Here is a 19,624-nt window from a genome sequence, read left to right as displayed (position 1 = left end):
GGCGGCTGTCTGGGACCGGCCTTCCCGCGGGCCTTCCCAGGATCAACCCTACGTCCGTTAGGGTCGCCTTCCCGTGGCCATTCGCATCATGGACACGGTTTTGAGACGGTACGACGCCCAGACTTGTCATGATTTCTCGCCCCCCGGCGCTGCCTTTGAAGACGCTCCCCGCGCTTGATTCGGTTCTAGGGCTGTACGGATGCGGACGGACATTGGATTGACGACTGGACGCGTGATGGCCGACTCGGTTACTGACTAAGTGTCAGCCCGTCACGAGTTCAGATAGGTGAGGACCGCAAGAACACGCCGGTGATCCCCGTCACTCTGGGACAGTCCGAGCTTCAGGAAGATATTGCTGACGTGCTTCTCGACGGCGCCGTCGCTGACCACCAGCTGCCGCGCGATGGCCGAGTTGGTACGGCCCTCGGCCATGAGCCCCAGCACCTCCCGCTCCCGCGGGGTGAGCCCGGCCAGCACGTCCTGCTTACGGCTGCGCCCGAGCAGCTGCGCGACCACTTCCGGGTCCAGCGCGGTACCCCCTTGGGCCACCCGCACCACGGCATCCACGAACTCCCGGACCTCGGCCACCCGGTCCTTGAGCAGATACCCGACGCCATGACTGGAACCGGCCAGCAGCTCAGTGGCGTACCGCTCCTCCACATACTGCGACAGCACGAGCACGCCGAGCCCCGGATGCGCCTTGCGCAGCAGCACCGCGGCCCGCACCCCTTCATCGGTGTGCGTCGGCGGCATCCGCACGTCCGCGACCACGACATCGGGCAGCTCGCCCTGCGCGTCCAGCTCGGTGATGGTCTTGATCAGCGCGTCCCCGTCCCCGACCCCGGCGACGACGTCATGCCCACGGTCGGTCAACAGCCGGGTCAGCCCCTCCCTGAGCAGCACTGAATCCTCGGCAATGACCACCCGCACCCTGTCCTCCACGATTCCCGGTCCCCCCAGCCCGACTCCGAATGCCAGTAGTCCAGCATTCCAGCATTCGGACCCGGGTGCGCCCGGCCCAAGCATTTTCAGCCTGTCCGGCGTTTGAGGACGAGGCCTTTCAGGCCGATCGGGGGTCCAGGGGGCGGAGCCCCCTGGCGGGGGCGGCAGCTGCATTCATCAGCGGCTCCGCCGCGGGCCGGCGTTCACCCCAGCGCCCGCTCCGCCCGCCAGGGCAACTCCGCAGTCACCCGAGTAGGCCCCCCCACCGGCGAATCCACCACCAGAATCCCGTCCACCGCATCCAGCCGCTCCGCAAGCCCCCCCCGCCCCGACCCACCGGACGCATCCGCCCCACCCACCCCGTTGTCCACAACCTGCACCATCAGCCGGCTCTCCACCCGCCACACATCCACCGCAGCCCACGTGGCCCGCGCATGCTTGCTGATGTTCTGCAGCAGCTCCGACACCGTGAAGTACGCGATCCCCTCGATCGCCGGCGCCGGCCGCTCCGCCAGATCCACCTCCACCTGCACCGGCACGGTGCACCGCGAGGCAACAGCCGACAGCGCCGCATCCAGCCCCCGGTCCGTCAGCACCGCCGGATGAATCCCGCGCGCCAGATCCCGCAGCTCCTGCAGCGCCGTCTTCACCTCACCGTGCGCCTCGTCCACCATCCGCGCCGCCGCCTGTGGATCCTCCGTCAGCTTCTCCTTCGCCAGCCCCAGATCCATGGCCAACGCCACCAGCCGAGCCTGCGCCCCGTCATGCAGATCCCGCTCGATCCGCCGTAGGTCCGCAGCCGCCGTGTCCACCACGACGCCCCGGTCGGACTCCAGCTCCACCACCCGCGTCGCCAGCCGCGACGGCCCGAGCAGCCCGTGCACCATCAGCCGATCCACCATCGTCAGCGCCCGTACGATCCACGGCGTGGCGAGCGTGAACAGCAGCCCCACCAGCGCCGTGACGGTGATCTCGAAGGGGTTGTCGAGGTAGATGCTGTGGCTGCCGTCGCCGTACAGCTGAAGCCCGCCCTGACCGCCGTACATGGGAAAGAGCCAGAACCACAGGGGATACGTCAGCAGTCCCCAGCCGTACGCCCAGAAATTCACGGCGACCACGAACGAGAACACCGACCACGGGAACTGCAGCAGCGCGTACAGCAGCGTCCGCCACGACGTGCCGCTCTTCAGCACGGCCCCCATCCAGGCCATCAGGCCGGACTTCTTCATCCGCAGCGGCTCCGGGTCGCCCACCTCCAGCCCCAGCAGCCCGCGCGCCCGCGCCCGCTCCAGCGCCCCGAACCCCCGGCAGCCGGCCAGCCCCGCCGCCAGCACCGGAATCCCGAGGAACGTCACCAGCAGACCCGCCCCGAGCGACACCATCGTGACGGCGTAGACGAAGAGCATGATGCCGATCGGCAGGCTCAGCAGCACATACCCGAACTCTCGCCAGCTGCGTGCCTCGAACGGCGCCCGCAGCCCGGCGGGCAGTCGGCGACGTGTCCCTTCGGTGAGCCCGAGCCCGCTGTCGTGCCCGTAGCTTGGTCCGTACTCCGTGGCCATCGGCGCCGTCCGTTTCTGCTCGTCCCGTTCGTCGTGCGGCTGTCCTGCCGTACCCCCCACACTCCTGCGCCGCAGGTCCGTGGACCATGGAGGCCGTCGGCGTCTTGGCAGGGGGGTTTTCCCTACCTCTCGGCCGGGGCGCGGTCGCGCCAGGGCAGCTCCGCCGTGACGACGGTCGGCCCGCCCTGCGGGGACTCGATGACGAACAGTCCGTCGACGGCGTCCAGGCGGTCGGCGAGCCCCTGCATCCCCGTACCGCCGTCGAGGCGCGCACCCCCGCGGCCGTTGTCCTCCACCTGGATGAGCAGCCGGTCCTTCGCCCGCCACACCTCGACGGACGCGGTCCTCGCCGCGCTGTGCTTGCTGATGTTCTGCAGCAGCTCGGAGACGGTGAAGTAGGCGATGCCCTCGATGGCCGCGGCGGGCCTTGTACCGAGGTCGACCGTCACCTTCACGGGGACGGTGCAGCGCGAGGCGACCGCGGACAGAGCGGCATCGAGCCCCCGGTCCGTCAGTACGGCGGGGTGGATCCCCCTGGCCAGGTCCCGCAGCTCCTGCAGCGCCAGCTTCACCTCGCCGTGCGCCTCCGCGACCATCTCCGCCGCCTGGTCGGGGTCCTCCAGGAGCTTCTCCTTTGCCAGGCCCAGCCCCATCGCCAGATTGACCAGGCGGGCCTGCGCCCCGTCGTGCAGATCGCGCTCGATCCGCCGCAGATCGGCGTTGGCCGTGTCGACCACGACACCCCGGTCCGACTCCAGCTCCGCGATACGCCGCTCCAGCTCGTCGGAGGGCGACAGCAGCCCGCGCACCATGGCCCGGTCGGCGTTGGCCAGACCCCGAGCAATGAACGGCAGCACGGGCCACAACACAAACAGCGAGGTCAGCGTGGCGACAAAGGTCAGGATCCCCCAGGGCAGCCGGATGAAGTCGTACAGCACCGTGCGCCAGCCCACCGGGTCCTTCACCCTCATCCACAGCCACGGGAGGAAGCCGGTGCCGCGTCCGGGCAGCGGGCTCGGCTCGTCCACGCGCACCCCGAGCAGCTTCCTGGCCCGCGCCCGCTCCATCCTGCCCAGCAGCCGCGCGCCCGTGAGACCGGCGGCCAGCAGCGGGAACCCGATCACCGTCACGGTCAGCCAGAAGCCGGTGAACAGCACCGTCACGACGTAGACGAACCCGATCAGCGACACCGGAAAGTTCGCCAGGAGATGCGCGATCTCCTTCCAGGTGTGCCGGTCGTAGGCGAAACGGGCAGGCGGCAGACGGTCGCCGTCACCATCCGGGGCCGCCCGCATCGGGCGCGAGTGTCGTTCGGTCATATGGGCTAGCGTGCCGCGCGCCGCGCGCCCGCGCCATGAGGTCGGCCGCCCCCGTCCCCTGGGGAAAACCCCACCCCGGCAGCTCCTCGGCGGCTTCCTGCATCTCAAGGACGTCTCAAAGGACATTCCAAGCGGTGACGGGCTGCTTACCGTCTCTTTATCAGGGCCTAGACTCCCGTGCGTACAGATCGTCGAACAGCAGCGAAGGGACGGACGTGCGGGAATCGACCGGCGCCGATCCGAGCGTCGTCGCGGCGGACTACTTCCAGTCGTACTCGGTCGTCGGACTGCTCGCCGTCGTCGGCGTGCTCTTCGTCGCGGTCGCCTTCGGGGCCGGCCGACTGCTGCGGCCCGTGGTCCCGACCCCCGAGAAGCTCCTGACGTACGAGTGCGGAGTCGACCCCGTCGGCGAGGGCTGGGCCCACACCCAGGTCCGCTACTACGTCTACGCCTTCCTGTACGTCATCTTCGCCGTCGACTCGATCTTCCTTTTCCCCTGGGCGACGGTGTTTGCTGGAGATGGGTACGGCGCGACCACGTTGGTCGAGATGTTCATCTTCCTCGGCTTCCTGGCCGTGGGCCTGCTGTACGCATACAAGAAGGGCGTCCTGGCATGGACGTGACGACGCCGGACACCGACGGTCAGCCCGTTCTCCTCCCGGAGCCGAAACGGCTGGGCGCCCTCGCACGCCTGGCCCCCGAGCCGATGAAGGTGGTCCTGAACTGGGGCCGCCGGTACTCGCTCTGGGTCTTCAACTTCGGCCTCGCCTGCTGCGCGATCGAGTTCATCGCCGCGTCGATGGCCCGCCACGACTTCATCCGACTCGGCGTCATCCCCTTCGCACCGGGCCCCCGCCAGGCCGACCTGATGGTCGTGTCCGGCACGGTCACGGACAAGATGGCCCCGGCCGTGAAGCGCCTGTACGAACAGATGCCGGAACCCAAGTACGTCATCTCCTTCGGCGCGTGCAGCAACTGCGGCGGCCCCTACTGGGACTCCTACTCCGTCACCAAGGGCGTCGACCAGATCATCCCGGTCGACGTCTACGTCCCCGGCTGCCCGCCCCGCCCCGAGGCCCTGCTCCAGGGGATCCTGAAGCTCCAGGAGAAGATCGCCCGGGAGTCGCTGGGGGAGCGGTATGCCACCCCTCGTCCTTCGGCCGCGGCCCTGCAGAGCGCCCTGGTGAAGCCACCGGCCGCCGGGTCTCCTTCGGAGGAGGGCCGATGACCACGGTCGGCTGGCTCCCCGCCCCCGTCGAGGAGTTGTTCGGTACGGAGGCCACGGCCGAGGAGTCCTACGAGGTCCTCACCGTCGACGTCCCGCCGTCGACCTGGCTCGTGGCACTGGAGGCGGCCCGCGACCGGCTGTCCTGTACCTACTTCGACTGGCTGAGCGCGGTCGACGAACCGGGCACGGGTTTCCGCGTCGCGGCACATGTGGTGTCCCTGTCTCCCGTACGCCGCCTGCTGCTGCGCACCACGGTCCCGCACGAGGCGCCGACGCTGGCCTCCGCCGTCGGCGTCTACGCGGGCGCGGCCTGGCACGAACGCGAGACCCACGAAATGTTCGGCGTCGTCTTCGAGGGCCACCCTGCCCTGGACCACCTCCTCCTCCCGGAAACCTTCGAAGGCCACCCCCTCCGCAAGGACTTCGTCCTGGCCGCCCGCGTGGCCAAGGCCTGGCCGGGCGCCAAGGAACCGGGCGAGTCGGACCACGGCGGCCCCAGGCGCCGCCAGATGCTCCCCCCCGGCGTCCCCGACCCGAACGAATGGGGCCCCCAGAAGGGCCAACTCCCCCCGGCCCCAACCCGCCCCCCCCGAGCCACAGGCCGCCCCCCGACCGACCGCCCGCCCCGCCCCACGGGCGACCGCCCGGTACGCCGCGCACGTTCGGCTGCGGAGGGGTCGGTGAGTCAGGCGGAGGGGGCGAGTGGTCAGGCGGCGGCTACGGCGTCGGGCGGTACCACGGCCGCGCCGCGGCGTGCGCGTTCGGCTGCGGAGGGGTCGGTGAGTCAGGCGGAAGGGGCAAGTGGCCGGCCGGCTGCAGCGTCTGCCGATGCCCCGGTGTCACCGCGCCGTGCGCGTTCGGTTGCGGAAGGGTCGGCGGGTCAGGCCGCGTCGCCTCCGGCTGAGGGTGCCCCGGCCGACCGGCAGCTGGGTGCCTCCGGCGCGGCTGCGCCGCGACGCACGCGCAGCGCGAGCGAAGGCTCGGCCTCACAGACCGCCCGAACCCCGTCACCAGAGGGCCCGACCACCCGCCCTACACCCGCCCCCCGCAGCTCGGACGCCCCGTGGCACCACGCCCGCCCGGCTTTCGACGAGCCGGAGACGAAGCCGAACGCGGCAACGGTGCGGAGCCCGGAGACGAAGCCGAGTCCGGAATCGGAGCCGAGTCCGGAATCGGAGCCGAGCCCGGACACGAAGCCGACTCCGGAAGCGCAGCGCAGCCCGGAGGCTGAGCGGAGCCCGGCAGCGGAGAACAGCCCGGAAACGGAGCCGAGCCCGGAATCGGAGCGGAGCGCGGAGACGAAGTCGAAGCCGGACCCCGAGCCAACGCCGGAGACCGAGCCGAGCCCGAGCCCGGTGCCCGAGCGGCAGTCGACGGCTGAGCCGCGCCCGGATGCCGAGCCCGTCGCGGAACCGTCAGACCAAGCCGCACCCTCCCGGAAACCGTCCGCTGGTGCTGGTGCTGGTGCTGGTGCTGGTGCTGGTGCTGGTGCTGGTGCTGGTGCTGGTGCTGGTGCTGGTGCCGAGACCGAGACCGAGACCGAGACCGAGGCTGGTTCGGGTGCGTCCGGGGCAGGCCCCGATGAACCCCCCTCAGCGCCGACCTCCTCCGAGGAGGCCCCCGCTGAGAAGTCCCCCCACGCCACCCCCGAAGGCCCGGCCGCCGAACCCCCGGCCGCGAACCCCGAAGACCCCGCAGGAGGCCCGCAGTGACCGACGCCGTAGACGTCGCCCTGCGACTCCTGGTCGTCTTCGTCGTCTTCCTCACCTTCCCCCTGATCGTCGGTCAGACCGAGCACAAGGTCATGGCCCACATGCAGGGCCGCCTCGGCCCGATGTACGCCGGCGGCTTCCACGGCTGGGCCCAACTCGTCGCCGACGGCGTGAAGTTCGCGCAGAAGGAAGACGTCGTCCCGGCGGGCGCCGACCGCCGTATCTTCCAGCTCGCCCCCGCCGTGGCCCTCCTCCCGTACCTCCTGGTCCTCCTCGCCATCCCCATCGGCCCCGGCGAGGGCGCCGTCGGCCAGGTCCTGGACGCGGGCATCTTCTTCGTCCTCGCGGTGATGGGTGTCGGCGTTCTCGGCTCCCTCATGGCCGGCTGGGCCTCCGCCAACAAGTTCTCCCTCCTCGGCGGCCTCCGCACCGCCGCGCAGCTCCTCGCCTACGAACTCCCGATGCTTCTCACCGCCGCCTCCGTCGCCATGGCGGCCGGCACGGTCTCCCTCCCCGGCATCCTGGACGCCTTCCACTGGTGGTGGCTGCCCTGGCAGATCGTCGGCGCGATCGTCTTCTTCGTCGCCGGCCTCGCCGAACTCCAGCGCCCGCCCTTCGACATGCCCGTCGCCGACTCGGAGATCATCTTCGGCGCCTACACCGAGTACACCGGCCTGCGTTTCGCCCTGTTCCTCCTCGCCGAGTACGCCGGAATCATCGTCCTGTGCGGCCTGACCACCGTCCTCTTCCTGGGCGGCTGGCACGGCCCCTGGGGTGCCGACGGCCTCGGCTGGGTCTGGACCCTGCTGAAGACGGCCGTCCTCGCCTTCCTCGTGATCTGGCTCCGCGTCACCTATCCCCGCCTGCGCGAGGACCAGCTCCAGAAACTCTCCTGGACCCTCCTCGTTCCCCTCTCCCTCGCTCAGATCGCCCTCACCGGCATCGTCAAGGTGGTGATCTCCTGATGGCCGAGCCGCTTCCGCCCACCCGGTCCCGCATCCCCGGCTCCGGCCTGGCCAAGGGCCTTGCGGTCACCCTGCGCACGATGATGCGGAAGACCGTCACCGAGCAGTACCCGGACGTCCAGCCTGACCTGCCGCCCCGCACCCGCGGCGTCATCGGCCTGTTCGAGGAGAACTGCACGGTCTGCATGCTCTGCGCCCGGGAGTGCCCGGACTGGTGCATCTACATCGACTCCCACAAGGAGACGGTTCCGCCCGCCGCCCCCGGCGGCCGCGAACGCAGCCGCAACGTCCTCGACCGCTTCGCCATCGACTTCTCGCTGTGCATGTACTGCGGTATCTGCATCGAGGTCTGTCCTTTCGACGCCCTGTTCTGGTCCCCGGAGTTCGAGTACGCCGAGACCGACATCCACGAACTCACCCACGAACGCGACAAGCTCCGCGAGTGGATGTGGACGGTCCCGGCCCCGCCCGCCCTCGACCCCGGTGCGGAGGAACCGAAGGAGATCGCCGCCGCCCGCAAGACGGCGGAGAAACTCGCGGCCGCGCAGACCGAGCCCGCCGCACCGACCCAGCTGAACGAACCCGGGGAAGGCGCGTCGTGACCCTCATCGCAGCCACCGCGGCGGCGGCACATGCCACAGCGGCACATGCCACGGCGACCACGGCCGCCGCAGACACCCACGGCTTCCTCTCCCCGACCGGCGTCGAGATCGCCTTCCTCCTTGTCGGCCTGGCCACCTTCGGCGCCGGCCTCGTCACCGTCACCACCCGGCAGCTGGTGCACGCCGCCCTGTGGCTAGTGGTGACCCTCGGTGGCCTCGCCGTCGAATACCTCCTGCTCACCGCAGAATTCATCGCCTGGGTGCAGGTCCTGATCTACGTGGGTTCCGTCGTCGTGCTCCTTCTGTTCGGTCTGATGCTCACCAAGGCCCCCATCGGCCGCTCCCCGGACGCCGACTCCGGCAACCGCTGGGCCGCCCTCACCGTGGCCGTCGCCGCGGCCGCTGCTCTGGTCTGGGTCGTCGTCGACGCCTTCCGCACGACCTGGATCGACCTGGACGGCCCGGCTGCCGGCTCCACCGCCGTCACCGGAGCGAGCCTTTTCCAGAACTGGGTCCTCCCCTTCGAGGCCCTCTCCGTCCTCCTCCTCGCCGCCCTGGTCGGCGCGATCGTCCTGTCCCGCAAGGCGAAGGCGGAGATGAGCTCTCCCCCTGTGAACTCCCGAGCCGTGACCGGTAGTTCCCCATCCGCCCCGGATTCCCGTAATCACCCGATCGAAGGAAACAGGCTGAACGAGGGAACTTCTCAGGCCGAGCAGGAAGGCGCCCGCTGATGCACCTCGCCTATCCCGCCGTACTCTCCGCCCTCCTCTTCTGCACCGGCCTGTACGGCGTCCTCGCCCGCCGCAACGCGATCCTGGTCCTCATGTCCGTCGAGCTGATGCTCAACGCCGTCAACCTCAACCTCGTCGCCTTCGACGTCTGGCTCAGCAAGGCAGCCCAGGACACCCTGCACTCCGGCCAGGCCCTGACCCTGTTCACCATCGCCATCGCCGCCGCCGAGATCGGCATCGGCCTGGCGATCGTCCTTGCCGTCTATCGCAACCGCGGCACCTCGGACATCGACAAGCTCCGCGACAGCGCCGAGGGCCATGAGAGCGACGGCCCCGACGGCGACGCCCTGACGGCGGAAGAGACCGGAAAGGCTGAGGCCGCCGCGTGACCACGACCACCCTCGCCGTCCTCGTCCCCCTCCTGCCGTTCCTGGGCGCGGCGGCCGGCCTGCTCCTGGGCCGTACGGCCCCCGGCTTCGTCCGCCCGCTCGCAGTCGTGCCGGCCCTCGCCTCCCTCGTGCTGGCCGTGCTGGTCGCCGTGCGCCAGGGCGGCGGCCAGGCGATCGACGCCGCCACCGAGCTCACGCCCACCGGCTCGGTCCCCATCGAACTCGCCCTGCACATCGACGGCTTCGCCGCCCTCGTCGCCATCCTGGTCGGCGTCGTCGCCTCCTGCGTGCAGATCTACTCGACGGGCTACCTGCGCGACGACCCGCGCTACCCCTCGTACGCCGCCCTCGTCTCCCTCTTCACCTCCGCGATGCTGCTCGTCGTCTACTCCGGCGACCTGATCGTGCTGCTGGTCGGCTGGGAGATCATGGGTATCTGCTCGTACTTCCTGGTCGGCCACTACTGGGAGACCCCGGAGGCCCGCGCCGCCTCCATCAAGGCCTTCCTGGTGACCAAGCTCGGTGACGTCCCCTTCCTCATCGGCCTGTTCGCGCTGGCCACCGACGCCGGTTCCTTCCGCATCACGAAGGTCCTCGGCACGGTCGCGAGCGGCGGACTCCACCACCCGACACTGGTCGCCCTGCTGCTTCTGGCGGGCGTGGCGGGCAAGTCGGCGCAGTTCCCGCTGCACACCTGGCTTCCCGACGCGATGGCGGGCCCGACACCCGTCTCCGCGCTGATCCACGCCGCGACGATGGTCGCCGCCGGCGTCTACTTCATCGCCCGTCTCCTCCCGGTCTTCGAGGCCTCCCAGGCCGCGATGGTGGTCCTCGCCGTCATGGCCGCCGTCACCATGGTCGGCTCGGGTCTCGCCGCGCTCGCTCAGGACGACATCAAGCGCGTCCTCGCCTACTCGACGATCGGCCAGCTCGGCTACATGACCGGCGCCCTCGCCGTCGGCGATCGCGGAGCCGCCGTCTTCCACCTCCTGTCCCACGGCGCCTTCAAAGCGCTGCTGTTCCTCGCGGCCGGCGTGATCATCCACGCCGCGGGCACCAACTCGCTGGCCGCCATGTCCCGCATGCGGGGCCTGCGCGACCGCGTCCCCGACGCCTACTGGACGATGACCGTGGCGCTCCTCGCGCTCGCCGCGATCCCGCCGTTCAGCGGCTTCTTCTCCAAGGAGTCCGTCCTCGCCGCCGAGCACGCCGCCACCGGCCACACGCAGCTCGCCCCCGTCGCTGCAGGCTGGATCACCCTGGTCGCCGGCCTGCTCACCGCCGTACTCACCGCGGCGTACGCGATGCGCCTGTGGCTGCTGGCTTTCCGCGGCCGGGGTGCCGAGGCCCCCGACCACGGCCGCCAGCCGCTGACCATGACCGTCGTGCTCTGGGTGCTCGCCGTCCCGTCCCTGGCGCTGGGCGGGCTCGCCTACCGCTCGCTGCCCGACTGGTTCGACGGCCGTGACCTCACCCCGACCCTCACCACCTCCGTACTCGGCACGGGCCTTGCCCTGGTCGGCGGCATCCTCACCTACGCGGCCTGGCGCCACACAACCGCCGTCGCAGCCCGTGTCCCACTCGGCGCGGTCGCGGCCCACCCCGAGGGCGGCGCCGGACTTGTCGAGGCCGAGGCCATCGCCGGCCACGCACCCGCGTACGGCGGCGTCGCCTCAGCGCCCGACCTGACGGACCCGGGGCGACTGCTGCTCGGCCCGCTGTACCGACACGCGGCCGTCGGCTTCCACGTCGACGCCGTGTACGCGGCCCTTTTCGTCCGCCCGGTCCAGGCCGGAGCGAGTCTCGTCCGGTTCCTGGACCGCGAGGTCGTCGAGACCTACGTACGCGGTGCGGGCGCCCTACCCCGTCTTCTGGGAGCCGCCGTACGGCGCGCCCAGACCGGCAATGTGCAGACCTATGTGAGCGCGCTGCTCGCCGGCACCGTCGTCCTGGCGGTCGCCGCCCTTCTCGTCGCCACGGGAGTGTGAGCAGGCGTGATCGATATCAACGAGTCCGTGATGCAGTTCCTTCTGGCATTCGTCGTCGTCGGCCCGCTCCTCGGCGCCGTCGCCGCTCTCCTGCCGGCCCCGCCCGGACTCAAGGGGAAGTCGCCCGAGCAGGCCGTGCTCCGCCACGGCGTGACCGTGACCGGCGCGGTTCTCATCGCCGCGATCGTCCTCGCGCTCGGCTTCGACCACGACCACCCGTCGAAAATGCAGGCCACGACCGACATCAGCTGGATCCCCGCACTCGACGTGCGGATCCACCTCGGCATCGACGGCATCTCCCTCCCCCTTCTGGTCCTGACCGCACTGCTGACCTTCCTGTGCGCGCTCTACTCGTACTTCAAAATGCCCTCGGGCCCGACCCCGAAGGCCTTTGTCGCACTACTGCTGGTCCTCGAGTCCGGCACCCTCGCGAGCTTCGCCGTACTCGATCTCCTGCTGTTCTTCCTCGCGTTCGAGATGGTCCTTGTCCCGATGTACTTCCTCATCGCCCGCTGGGGCGGCGAGGGCCGGACCCAGGCCGCCTGGCGGTTCATCCTCTACACGCTGCTCGGTTCGGTCGTCATGCTGCTCGGCCTGCTCCTGATCGGGATCAAGGCCGGCACATTCGACATGGTGGCACTCGCCACTGACAACGGCCGGTCGCTGACCGCATCCGTCCAGGTCATCGCCGTTTTGGCGATCGGGATCGGGCTTGCGGTCAAGACTCCGATGTGGCCGCTGCACAGCTGGCTGCCCGACGCCCACACCGCCGCACCCACCGTCGGCTCGGTCCTGCTGGCCGGTGTGCTGCTGAAGATGGGTACGTACGGGTTCGTCCGGATCCTCCTGCCCATCGCGCCGGACGGATTCCACACCTTCGCGCCCTACCTCGCCGCTTTCGCCGTCGTCGGGATCATCTACGGATCCCTGGCCTGCCTGGCTCTCGCCAAGCAGGGCGCCAAGGGCGACCTCAAGCGGCTCATCGCCTACTCCTCCGTCGGCCACATGGGCTTCGTCCTGCTCGGCATCTCGACCATGACTGCGACCGGCGTGAACGGCGCCCTGTTCGCCAACATCGCCCACGGCCTCATCACCGGCCTCCTCTTCTTCCTCGTCGGCGCGCTGAAGGACCGAACGGGCACGACCGACCTCGACACCCTTGCCGAGGAGACCGGTGCGGCGCTCTACGGCAAGGCTCCCCGCCTCGGCGGCCTGCTCGCCTTCGGCGCGGTCGCCTCACTCGGCCTGCCGGGCCTGGCCGGGTTCTGGGGCGAGATGCTGGCGCTGTTCGGCGCCTTCAAGCCCGCCGCCGATCTCAGCCGCCCTGCGTTCCTCACCTTCATGGCGATCGCGGCCTTCGGCACCCTCCTCACGGCCGCGTACATGCTGGTCGTGGTCCGCCGCGTCTGCATGGGCGCCGTACCCCAGGAAGCCCCGACGCTCGCCGACGTCCACACGTACGAGTTCGCGGCCTGGACCCCGCTCGTCGCCCTCACCGTCGTCGCCGGGCTGTGGCCCAAGGTCCTTCTCGGCCTGACCGACCCGGCCGTGCAGCAGCTCCTCGCAGGAGGCACCCGATGAGCTCCCTGGCCCAGCCGCTGGCCGCGAGTCTCGTCCAGTCCGTCGACTGGCTAGCCATCGCGCCGCCCACCCTCACGGCGGTCGTCGGACTCGTCGTCCTCGTCGCCGACCTGTTTGTCGACGACACCAGGAAGGCACTCCTCGGCTGGGTCTCGGTCGCCGGCCTCGCCGCCTCCGCGCTCCTGTTGCTGCCCCTCCTGGACGGCGACCGCGCCACCTTCTGCCTGAACGGCCACGCCCACATCTGCAGCTACACGGCGGACCGCTTCACCCTGGTCATCCAATTCCTGGTCCTCGGCGGCGCCCTCCTTGCCGCCCTCCTGTCCGTGACAGCCCTGAAGGACGCAGACAAACAACTCCCCGAAGGGGAGTACTGGTTCCTGCTGCTCTCCTCCGCGGCCGGCGCCGCCCTCCTGCCCGCCTCCCGCGACCTCGCGACCCTGATCGTCGCCCTGGAGGTCGCCTCCCTGCCCGCCTTCGCCCTCGTCGGCATCCGGCACGGCGACAAGAAGTCCTCCGAAGCGGCCCTGAAGTTCTTCCTGTCGTCGGTCACCGCCACCGCCGTCAGCCTCATGGGCGTCAGTTTCGTGTACGCCTCCACCGGCACCCTCTACCTCACCCAGGTCGCCGACCGCATCCAGCACGTCGACGGCCAGTTCCACACGCTCGCCCAGACCGGCGTGGTCCTCACCCTCGTCGGCTTCGCCTTCAAGACGGCCGCCGTGCCCTTCCACTTCTGGGTCCCGGACACCTACGTAGGTGCACCCCTGCCCATTGCCGCCTACCTCTCGGTCGTCGGCAAGGCGGTCGGCTTCTCCGGCCTGATCCTCGTCACGGTCGTCGCTTTCCCGTCGTACGCCGACGTCTGGGGCCCCGCGCTCGCGGCCCTGGCCGCGCTCACCATGACCGTCGGCAACGTCGGCGCCCTGCGCCAGCAGGCCACGCGCGCGTACAGCGCGGTTCGCCTTCTCGCCTGGTCGTCGGTGGGCCAGGCCGGCTACCTCCTCGTGCCGATTGCCGCAGCCGCCTACTCCGACGACGCCGAGCACTCCATCGGCTCCACCGTTGCCTACGCCCTCATGTACGCGGCCGTGAACCTCGGAGCCTTCGCGGTGGCCGCACTGGTGGGCCGTACCAAGTCCGCGAACCGCATCTCGGACTACCGCGGCCTCTACGCGAGCAACCCCCTCGCCGCCCTTGTGCTGGCCTTCTTCCTGCTCTGCCTGGCCGGACTGCCCCCGGGCATCATCGGCCTCTTCGCCAAGGTCACCGTGTTCTCGGCGGCGGTCGACGCGGGACTCGGCTGGCTGGCCGTGGTCATGGCCGTCAACGTCGTCATCGCCCTGTTCTACTACCTCCAATGGACGGCACTGCTGTTCCGCGCCCCCGAGGGCGAGCCCGTCAAGCACGGTCTCCCGGCACCCCTCACCGCGGCGATCACCCTCACCGGCGTCCTGGGCATCGTCCTCTCCGGAGCACCCCAGCTGGTCCTGCGCTTCGCCGGCACATCCCTTTTCTGATCCGATGTCGGCTGCTCGGTGCGGCCATCACCCGGACGGCCCACGCACGCCGCCGTACGCACAAGGGAACTAGTGGCCCCCGCCTGGCGTTGACCAGTACGGGAGGGTCCACTGGACGTGACACCACGGCACCAGTGGCACCGGAGATCAGCAAGCAAAGGGTTCCCCTGCTGCACGACTTGGAGGGCGTACCGTGCACCGCCGGCACAACGGGCTAAGGACCGCAGTACTCCTCGGAGGACTGTCCGCCCTCATCATCGTCATCGGCAGCTTCTTCGGCCGTATGGGGCTCGTCGTCGCGGTTGTGATCGCACTGGGCACGAACGCGTACGCGTACTGGAACAGCGACAAACTGGCGCTGCGCGCGATGCGCGCCCGCCCGGTCAGCGAGTTCGAGGCCCCGTCCCTCTACCGCATGGTCCGCGACCTCTCCACCCAGGCCCGCCAGCCCATGCCACGCCTGTACATCTCCCCGACGGAAGCGCCCAACGCCTTCGCGACGGGCCGCAACCCGCGCAACGCCGCGGTGTGCTGTACGGAAGGCATCCTGCGCATCCTGGACGAGCGCGAACTGCGCGGCGTCATCGGCCACGAGCTCAGTCACGTCTACAACCGCGACATCCTCATCTCGTCGGTCGCCGGCGCCCTCGCCTCCGTGATCATGTTCCTGGTCAACTTCGCCTGGCTGATCCCGGTCGGCCGCTCCAACGACGACGACGGCCCGGGCATCCTCGGCATGCTGATGATCATGATTCTTGGCCCGCTTGCGGCCAGCCTCATCCAGCTGGCCATCAGCCGCTCCAGGGAGTACGAGGCCGACGCCTCCGGCGCTCAGCTGACCGGCGACCCCCTCGCGCTCGCCAGTGCGCTGCGCAAGCTCGAAGCGGGCACCAAGCAGCTGCCGTTGCCGCCCGAGCCGCGGATCGAGACCGCGAGTCATATGATGATCGCGAACCCCTTCCGCCCGGGTCAGGGACTCTCGAAGATGTTCTCGACACACCCGCCGATGGCGGAGCGCATCGCCCGGCTCGAGAAGATGGCAGGTCGCCCCCAGTGAAAACCATTCTGAACGTCATCTGGCTCATCCTGAGCGGCTTCTGGCTGTTCCTCGGATACCTGGCCGCGGGCATTCTGCTCTGCATCACGATCATCGGCATCCCGTTCGGCATCGCGGCGTTCCGCATCGGCGTCTATGCCCTGTGGCCCTTCGGGTACACGACGGTCGAGCGCCGCGACGCCGGTGCGCCCTCCTGCATCGGCAACGTTCTGTGGCTGGTCCTCGCGGGCTGGTGGCTCGCGCTCGCGCACATCGTCACCGGCGTCGCCCTGTGCATCACGATCATCGGTATCCCGTTCGGCATCGCCAACTTCAAGCTGATCCCGGTCTCGCTGCTGCCGCTCGGCCGCGAAATCGTGCGGACGGACCAGCCGTTCGCGACTCGCTGACCGAGCGGGACGAAGGCGGGGGCGGCCTGCCCGCCACCTCCGAGTGACCGGGTTTTCCACAGCCCGACGGTTGTCCACAGGCCGGCCCGATTGTCAGTGGCGCCTTGCATCATGAACCCATGACCGAGAACGCGCAGTTGCTGGCACGGGTGGCAGCCAAGGCACACAACACCCGCCCGTGGGGCTGGCCTTCACTCCCGGAGCCCGCCGACGCGTCCACGCTGGCCCGTGCCGAGGCCACCCTGGGCTTCCCCCTGCCTTCCCTGCTCGCCGACCTCTACCTGCGCATAGGAGACGGCGGATTCGGCCCGGAGTACGGCCTGTTGCCCCTCCTCGACAGCCCGCCGGCCGGCGAGCCCGCCGTCGTCGTGCAGTACCTCGCCAACCGCGAGAGCGGCCGCAGGGACCCCGACTGGCCCTGGCCCGAATGCGTCCTGCCGATATCCCACTGGGGCTGCGCGATGTACGCGTGCGTGGACTGCCGCGCCCCGGAAGCCACCGTCCTCCTCTTCGAGCCGAACGCCGACGACGCCGATCACGCCTGGTACGTCGACGCCCCCAGCCTTACGGCCTGGCTGGGCTCCTGGGCCGACGGCACGGGCTGGTACGAGGAGACGAACGAGGAGCTGGAGATGGCTCCTTGGACGGAATTCCGCATACGCACGACGCAGGCGCGAGCGTCCTAGCAGCCGCGACGCCATTCGTACGACGCTGTAGGGGCTCCTCCAGCAGCGCGACCGCGGGGCCGCCCCGCGGGCCAAGAGCCGGAAGAACGCGCCCTGCCCGGCCCTGACTGCCGGTCGGCCATGCCCCCCTTGCCGGCGCCTTGACCAGGTGCTCACCCGCCCCGACCCCTATTCGGCCCAGCTGGCTACCGGGCAGCCACCCATCGCCGTACGCCATAGGCGCCCACGCCCACCGCCAGCACTCCCGCGCCCACGACCACCGAAACCGCCGGCAGCGAGAACGCCAGCACCATGCATCCGAGAAGACCCACCGCGGGCTGCGCCCGCGCTGTCGGAGCCGAACTCAGCGTCCAGGCCGAGGCATTGGCCACGGCGTAGTACGCCAGCACACCGAAGGAGGAGAAACCGATCGCACCTCGGACGTCCACCGTGGCGGCCAGGGCGGCGACCACTGCACCCACGGCCAGTTCGGCCCGGTGCGGCACCTTGAAGCGCGGATGCACGGCCGACAGCGCGCCGGGCAGATACCGGTCCCGGGCCATGGCCAGCGTCGTCCGCGAGACGCCCAGGATCAGGGCGAGCAACGAACCCAGCGCGGCCACAGCGGCACCCACCCGCACCACCGGAACCAGCCCCGGCACCCCGGCCGCCCGCACCGCGTCGGCCAGCGGAGCACCCGCGCGCCCGAGACCGTCGGCCCCCAGCACGGAAAGGACAGCCACCGCCACACACAGGTACACCGCCAGCGCGATGCCCAGAGCCAAGGGGATCGCGCGCGGGATGGTGCGCGCCGGATCCCGTACCTCCTCGCCGAGGGTCGCGATGCGTGCATACCCGGCGAACGCGAAGAACAGCAGCCCGGCCGCCTGCAGCACCCCGCCCACTCCGCCCGAGACCCCGACGTCCAGGCGCCCGGCGTCGGACGCCCCGGACCCCAGGCACACGACCACGACGGAAGCGAGGACAGCCAGCACCACCGCCACGATCACCCGGGTGACCCAGGCGGACTTCTGGACACCGCCGTAATTCACCGCGGTCAACGCCACCACAGCCGCGACCGCCACCGCGTGCGCCTGCCCCGGCCAGACGTACGCCCCCACAGTGAGCGCCATAGCCGCACAGGAGGCAGTCTTCCCGACCACGAACGACCAGCCCGCGAGGTAACCCCAGAAGGAGCCGAGCCGCTCACGCCCGTACACATACGTGCCGCCCGAGGCCGGATACAGGGCAGCCAGCCGCGCCGACGCCATGGCATTGCAGTAAGCGACGACGGCGGCGACGGCGAGGCCGAGCAGCAGCCCGGACCCGGCCGCGCGCGCCGCAGGCCCCAGGGCGGCGAAGATCCCGGCCCCGACCATCGAGCCGAGCCCGATGAGGACGGCGTCGCCGACGCCCAGTGTGCGCCGCAGCTCAGAAGCAGAACCGCTCGATGCCATGGCTCGCACCCTACTGATCACTGCAACCGATGAGTGCCGCGGTGACGTCCTGCTCATCAACAGAGCAGGAACAAGCAGGACCAAGAACAGGCAAGACCAAGAACAAGCAAGTGCAGGAACAGAGCACGTGACGCACAGCGGATCTTGACTGAAATCACACTGTCCGGAAAGTGCAGACACAGTGCGGAAGGGCAGGTTCACGGCATGACCATCATCAGCTGGATCATCCTGGGGCTGTTGGCCGGAGCCATCGCCAAGTTCTTGCTGCCGGGCCGCGACCCGGGCGGCTTCATCGGTACGACTCTCATCGGCGTCGCGGGCGCGTTCATCGGCGGCTGGATCTCGGCCCGCTGGCTGGACCACCCGATCACCAAGAACTTCTACGACGGCGCGACTTGGGCCGCGGCGATAGGTGGCTCGCTGGTCCTCCTGATCGCCTACCGCATCCTGTTCGGCAACTCGCGCAACTGAGCGCGACCGAGCACGCCCCCGGACCGCAGCCAGCAGGCGAGAAGGGTGGGCACCCGCCAGGTGCCCACCCTTCCTCGTGCGCTGTCCGTCAGCGGCGACGAATCAGTGACCATGATTCAGTGACCATGAATCAGTGGCTCACCGGTAGTTCACGAACTGCAGCGCGAAGTCGAAGTCCTTGCCCTTCAGGAGGGCGATCACGGCCTGCAGGTCGTCACGGCTCTTCGAGCTGACGCGCAGCTCGTCGCCCTGCACCTGCGCCTTGATGCCCTTCGGGCCCTCGTCGCGGATGATCTTCGCCACCTTCTTCGCGTTCTCCTGAGAGATGCCCTCCTCGATCGACGCGAAGATCTTGTACTCCTTGCCGGAGAGCTGCGGCTCGCCCGCGTCCAGCGCCTTCAGCGAGATTCCGCGCTTGATCAGCTTGGACTGGAAGACGTCGAGTACGGCCTTGACCCGGTCCTCGGAGTTCGCCTCCATCAGGATCTTGTCACCGGACCACGAGATCGAGGCACCCACGCCCTTGAAGTCGTAGCGCTGCGAGATCTCCTTGGCGGCCTGGTTGAGGGCGTTGTCGACCTCCTGCCGCTCGACCTTCGAGACGATGTCGAAACTGGAGTCGGCCATGTCCTGTGGCTCCTTGTATCGGTGCGTGATGGGGGTGCGTACGGGTGCGTACCGGCGTACGTGGGGGCGGGCGCCGAGCCCGGCGTGGTCCCGGGCCGCATCCGGACAAGCCTAGCCACCCGTCGTCCTCCCGGCGCAGATCAATCGGGTGGCGAAGCACCCCTCGGCATCGGGTATTGTTTACGTCGTTGCCACGGAGCACCGCCGAAAAGCGGTTCGAACGGCAGCAAACCCGGCGGTGTGCCCGAGCGGCCAAAGGGAGCAGACTGTAAATCTGCCGGCTCAGCCTTCCCAGGTTCGAATCCTGGCGCCGCCACGCTGAGAGAGACCCCCTCCGAACTGCGGAAACGCAGAATGGAGGGGGTCTTTTCGTATTCGAACAACGTCATTCGAACAAGGGTCGAAATGCGCGGCTTGTC

General features: G+C 69.8%; 19 protein-coding genes and 1 tRNA gene. 15 read left to right on the top strand and 5 right to left on the bottom strand.

Annotated elements, in window-relative coordinates; translation table 11 throughout:
- Positions 1 to 270: 270 nt before the first annotated feature.
- From P2Q00_RS27930 to P2Q00_RS27920, 3 genes are all read right to left on the bottom strand, one after another.
- Positions 271 to 930, bottom strand: coding sequence for a LuxR C-terminal-related transcriptional regulator (locus P2Q00_RS27930; RefSeq protein WP_338059351.1), 660 nt, complete (start codon positions 928 to 930; stop codon positions 271 to 273).
- 215 nt (positions 931 to 1,145) lie between these two features.
- Complete coding sequence (locus P2Q00_RS27925) at positions 1,146 to 2,504, bottom strand: sensor histidine kinase (RefSeq protein ID WP_275775641.1); 1,359 nt, start codon at positions 2,502 to 2,504, stop codon at positions 1,146 to 1,148.
- 122 nt (positions 2,505 to 2,626) lie between these two features.
- On the bottom strand, positions 2,627 to 3,823 hold the full coding sequence (locus tag P2Q00_RS27920; protein ID WP_275775639.1) for a sensor histidine kinase: 1,197 nt from the start codon (positions 3,821 to 3,823) through the stop codon (positions 2,627 to 2,629).
- A gap of 215 nt (positions 3,824 to 4,038) precedes the next feature.
- Here P2Q00_RS27920 and P2Q00_RS27915 point away from each other — a divergent pair, with 215 nt between their 5' ends.
- The 13 genes from P2Q00_RS27915 to P2Q00_RS27855 all read left to right on the top strand — a co-directional run bounded on the left by P2Q00_RS27915 (position 4,039) and on the right by P2Q00_RS27855 (position 16,671).
- Positions 4,039 to 4,446, top strand: coding sequence for an NADH-quinone oxidoreductase subunit A (locus tag P2Q00_RS27915; protein ID WP_275775637.1), 408 nt, complete (start codon positions 4,039 to 4,041; stop codon positions 4,444 to 4,446).
- A complete protein-coding gene (locus P2Q00_RS27910; protein ID WP_275775635.1) occupies positions 4,437 to 5,051 on the top strand; it encodes an NADH-quinone oxidoreductase subunit B in 615 nt (204 codons plus the stop codon). The genes P2Q00_RS27915 and P2Q00_RS27910 overlap by 10 nt, the downstream gene beginning before the upstream one ends.
- A complete protein-coding gene (locus P2Q00_RS51160) occupies positions 5,048 to 6,763 on the top strand; it encodes an NADH-quinone oxidoreductase subunit C (RefSeq protein WP_275775633.1) in 1,716 nt (571 codons plus the stop codon). Before P2Q00_RS27910 ends, P2Q00_RS51160 begins: the two co-directional genes overlap by 4 nt.
- Positions 6,760 to 7,728, top strand: coding sequence for a complex I subunit 1/NuoH family protein (locus tag P2Q00_RS27900; protein ID WP_275775632.1), 969 nt, complete (start codon positions 6,760 to 6,762; stop codon positions 7,726 to 7,728). The genes P2Q00_RS51160 and P2Q00_RS27900 overlap by 4 nt, the downstream gene beginning before the upstream one ends.
- The gene (locus tag P2Q00_RS27895; RefSeq protein WP_275775630.1) at positions 7,728 to 8,330 is read left to right on the top strand and encodes a NuoI/complex I 23 kDa subunit family protein; all 603 of its coding nucleotides are present in this window, start codon (positions 7,728 to 7,730) and stop codon (positions 8,328 to 8,330) included. The genes P2Q00_RS27900 and P2Q00_RS27895 overlap by 1 nt, the downstream gene beginning before the upstream one ends.
- A gap of 5 nt (positions 8,331 to 8,335) precedes the next feature.
- The gene (locus P2Q00_RS27890; protein ID WP_275775694.1) at positions 8,336 to 9,061 is read left to right on the top strand and encodes an NADH-quinone oxidoreductase subunit J family protein; all 726 of its coding nucleotides are present in this window, start codon (positions 8,336 to 8,338) and stop codon (positions 9,059 to 9,061) included.
- Positions 9,061 to 9,450 (top strand): NADH-quinone oxidoreductase subunit NuoK, encoded by a 390-nt coding sequence (gene nuoK / locus P2Q00_RS27885; protein WP_275775628.1) that lies wholly within the window; start codon positions 9,061 to 9,063, stop codon positions 9,448 to 9,450. Before P2Q00_RS27890 ends, nuoK begins: the two co-directional genes overlap by 1 nt.
- Positions 9,447 to 11,438: an NADH-quinone oxidoreductase subunit 5 family protein gene (locus P2Q00_RS27880; RefSeq protein WP_275775626.1), complete on the top strand. Its 1,992-nt coding sequence runs from the start codon at positions 9,447 to 9,449 to the stop codon at positions 11,436 to 11,438. The genes nuoK and P2Q00_RS27880 overlap by 4 nt, the downstream gene beginning before the upstream one ends.
- Positions 11,439 to 11,444: 6 nt before the next feature.
- Complete coding sequence (locus P2Q00_RS27875) at positions 11,445 to 13,019, top strand: NADH-quinone oxidoreductase subunit M (protein WP_275775624.1); 1,575 nt, start codon at positions 11,445 to 11,447, stop codon at positions 13,017 to 13,019.
- A complete protein-coding gene (locus P2Q00_RS27870) occupies positions 13,016 to 14,539 on the top strand; it encodes an NADH-quinone oxidoreductase subunit N (protein WP_275775622.1) in 1,524 nt (507 codons plus the stop codon). The genes P2Q00_RS27875 and P2Q00_RS27870 overlap by 4 nt, the downstream gene beginning before the upstream one ends.
- Before the next feature lie 193 nt (positions 14,540 to 14,732).
- Positions 14,733 to 15,596 (top strand): zinc metalloprotease HtpX, encoded by an 864-nt coding sequence (htpX, locus tag P2Q00_RS27865; RefSeq protein WP_275775620.1) that lies wholly within the window; start codon positions 14,733 to 14,735, stop codon positions 15,594 to 15,596.
- Positions 15,593 to 15,985, top strand: coding sequence for a YccF domain-containing protein (locus P2Q00_RS27860; RefSeq protein ID WP_275775619.1), 393 nt, complete (start codon positions 15,593 to 15,595; stop codon positions 15,983 to 15,985). Before htpX ends, P2Q00_RS27860 begins: the two co-directional genes overlap by 4 nt.
- Positions 15,986 to 16,104: 119 nt before the next feature.
- Entirely contained in the window at positions 16,105 to 16,671 is a 567-nt protein-coding gene (locus tag P2Q00_RS27855; RefSeq protein ID WP_275775617.1) for an SMI1/KNR4 family protein, read from the top strand.
- A gap of 185 nt (positions 16,672 to 16,856) precedes the next feature.
- On the opposite strand, the gene P2Q00_RS27850 is transcribed toward P2Q00_RS27855, so the two are convergent.
- A complete protein-coding gene (locus P2Q00_RS27850; RefSeq protein ID WP_275775616.1) occupies positions 16,857 to 18,107 on the bottom strand; it encodes an APC family permease in 1,251 nt (416 codons plus the stop codon).
- A 204-nt stretch (positions 18,108 to 18,311) separates the two neighbouring features.
- Here P2Q00_RS27850 and P2Q00_RS27845 point away from each other — a divergent pair, with 204 nt between their 5' ends.
- A complete protein-coding gene (locus P2Q00_RS27845) occupies positions 18,312 to 18,578 on the top strand; it encodes a GlsB/YeaQ/YmgE family stress response membrane protein (protein WP_275775614.1) in 267 nt (88 codons plus the stop codon).
- Between the two features lie 138 nt (positions 18,579 to 18,716).
- Here the strand turns inward: P2Q00_RS27845 and P2Q00_RS27840 are convergent, their stop codons facing one another.
- Positions 18,717 to 19,205: a YajQ family cyclic di-GMP-binding protein gene (locus tag P2Q00_RS27840; RefSeq protein ID WP_030945172.1), complete on the bottom strand. Its 489-nt coding sequence runs from the start codon at positions 19,203 to 19,205 to the stop codon at positions 18,717 to 18,719.
- A gap of 234 nt (positions 19,206 to 19,439) precedes the next feature.
- Here P2Q00_RS27840 and P2Q00_RS27835 point away from each other — a divergent pair.
- Positions 19,440 to 19,521, top strand: a tRNA-Tyr gene (locus tag P2Q00_RS27835).
- The last annotated feature ends 103 nt before the right edge of the window (positions 19,522 to 19,624 follow it).

The organism is Streptomyces coacervatus, assembly GCF_029223485.1.
GTDB lineage: Bacteria > Actinomycetota > Actinomycetes > Streptomycetales > Streptomycetaceae > Streptomyces > Streptomyces coacervatus.
This window is presented reverse-complemented; position numbering and strand designations above follow the sequence as displayed.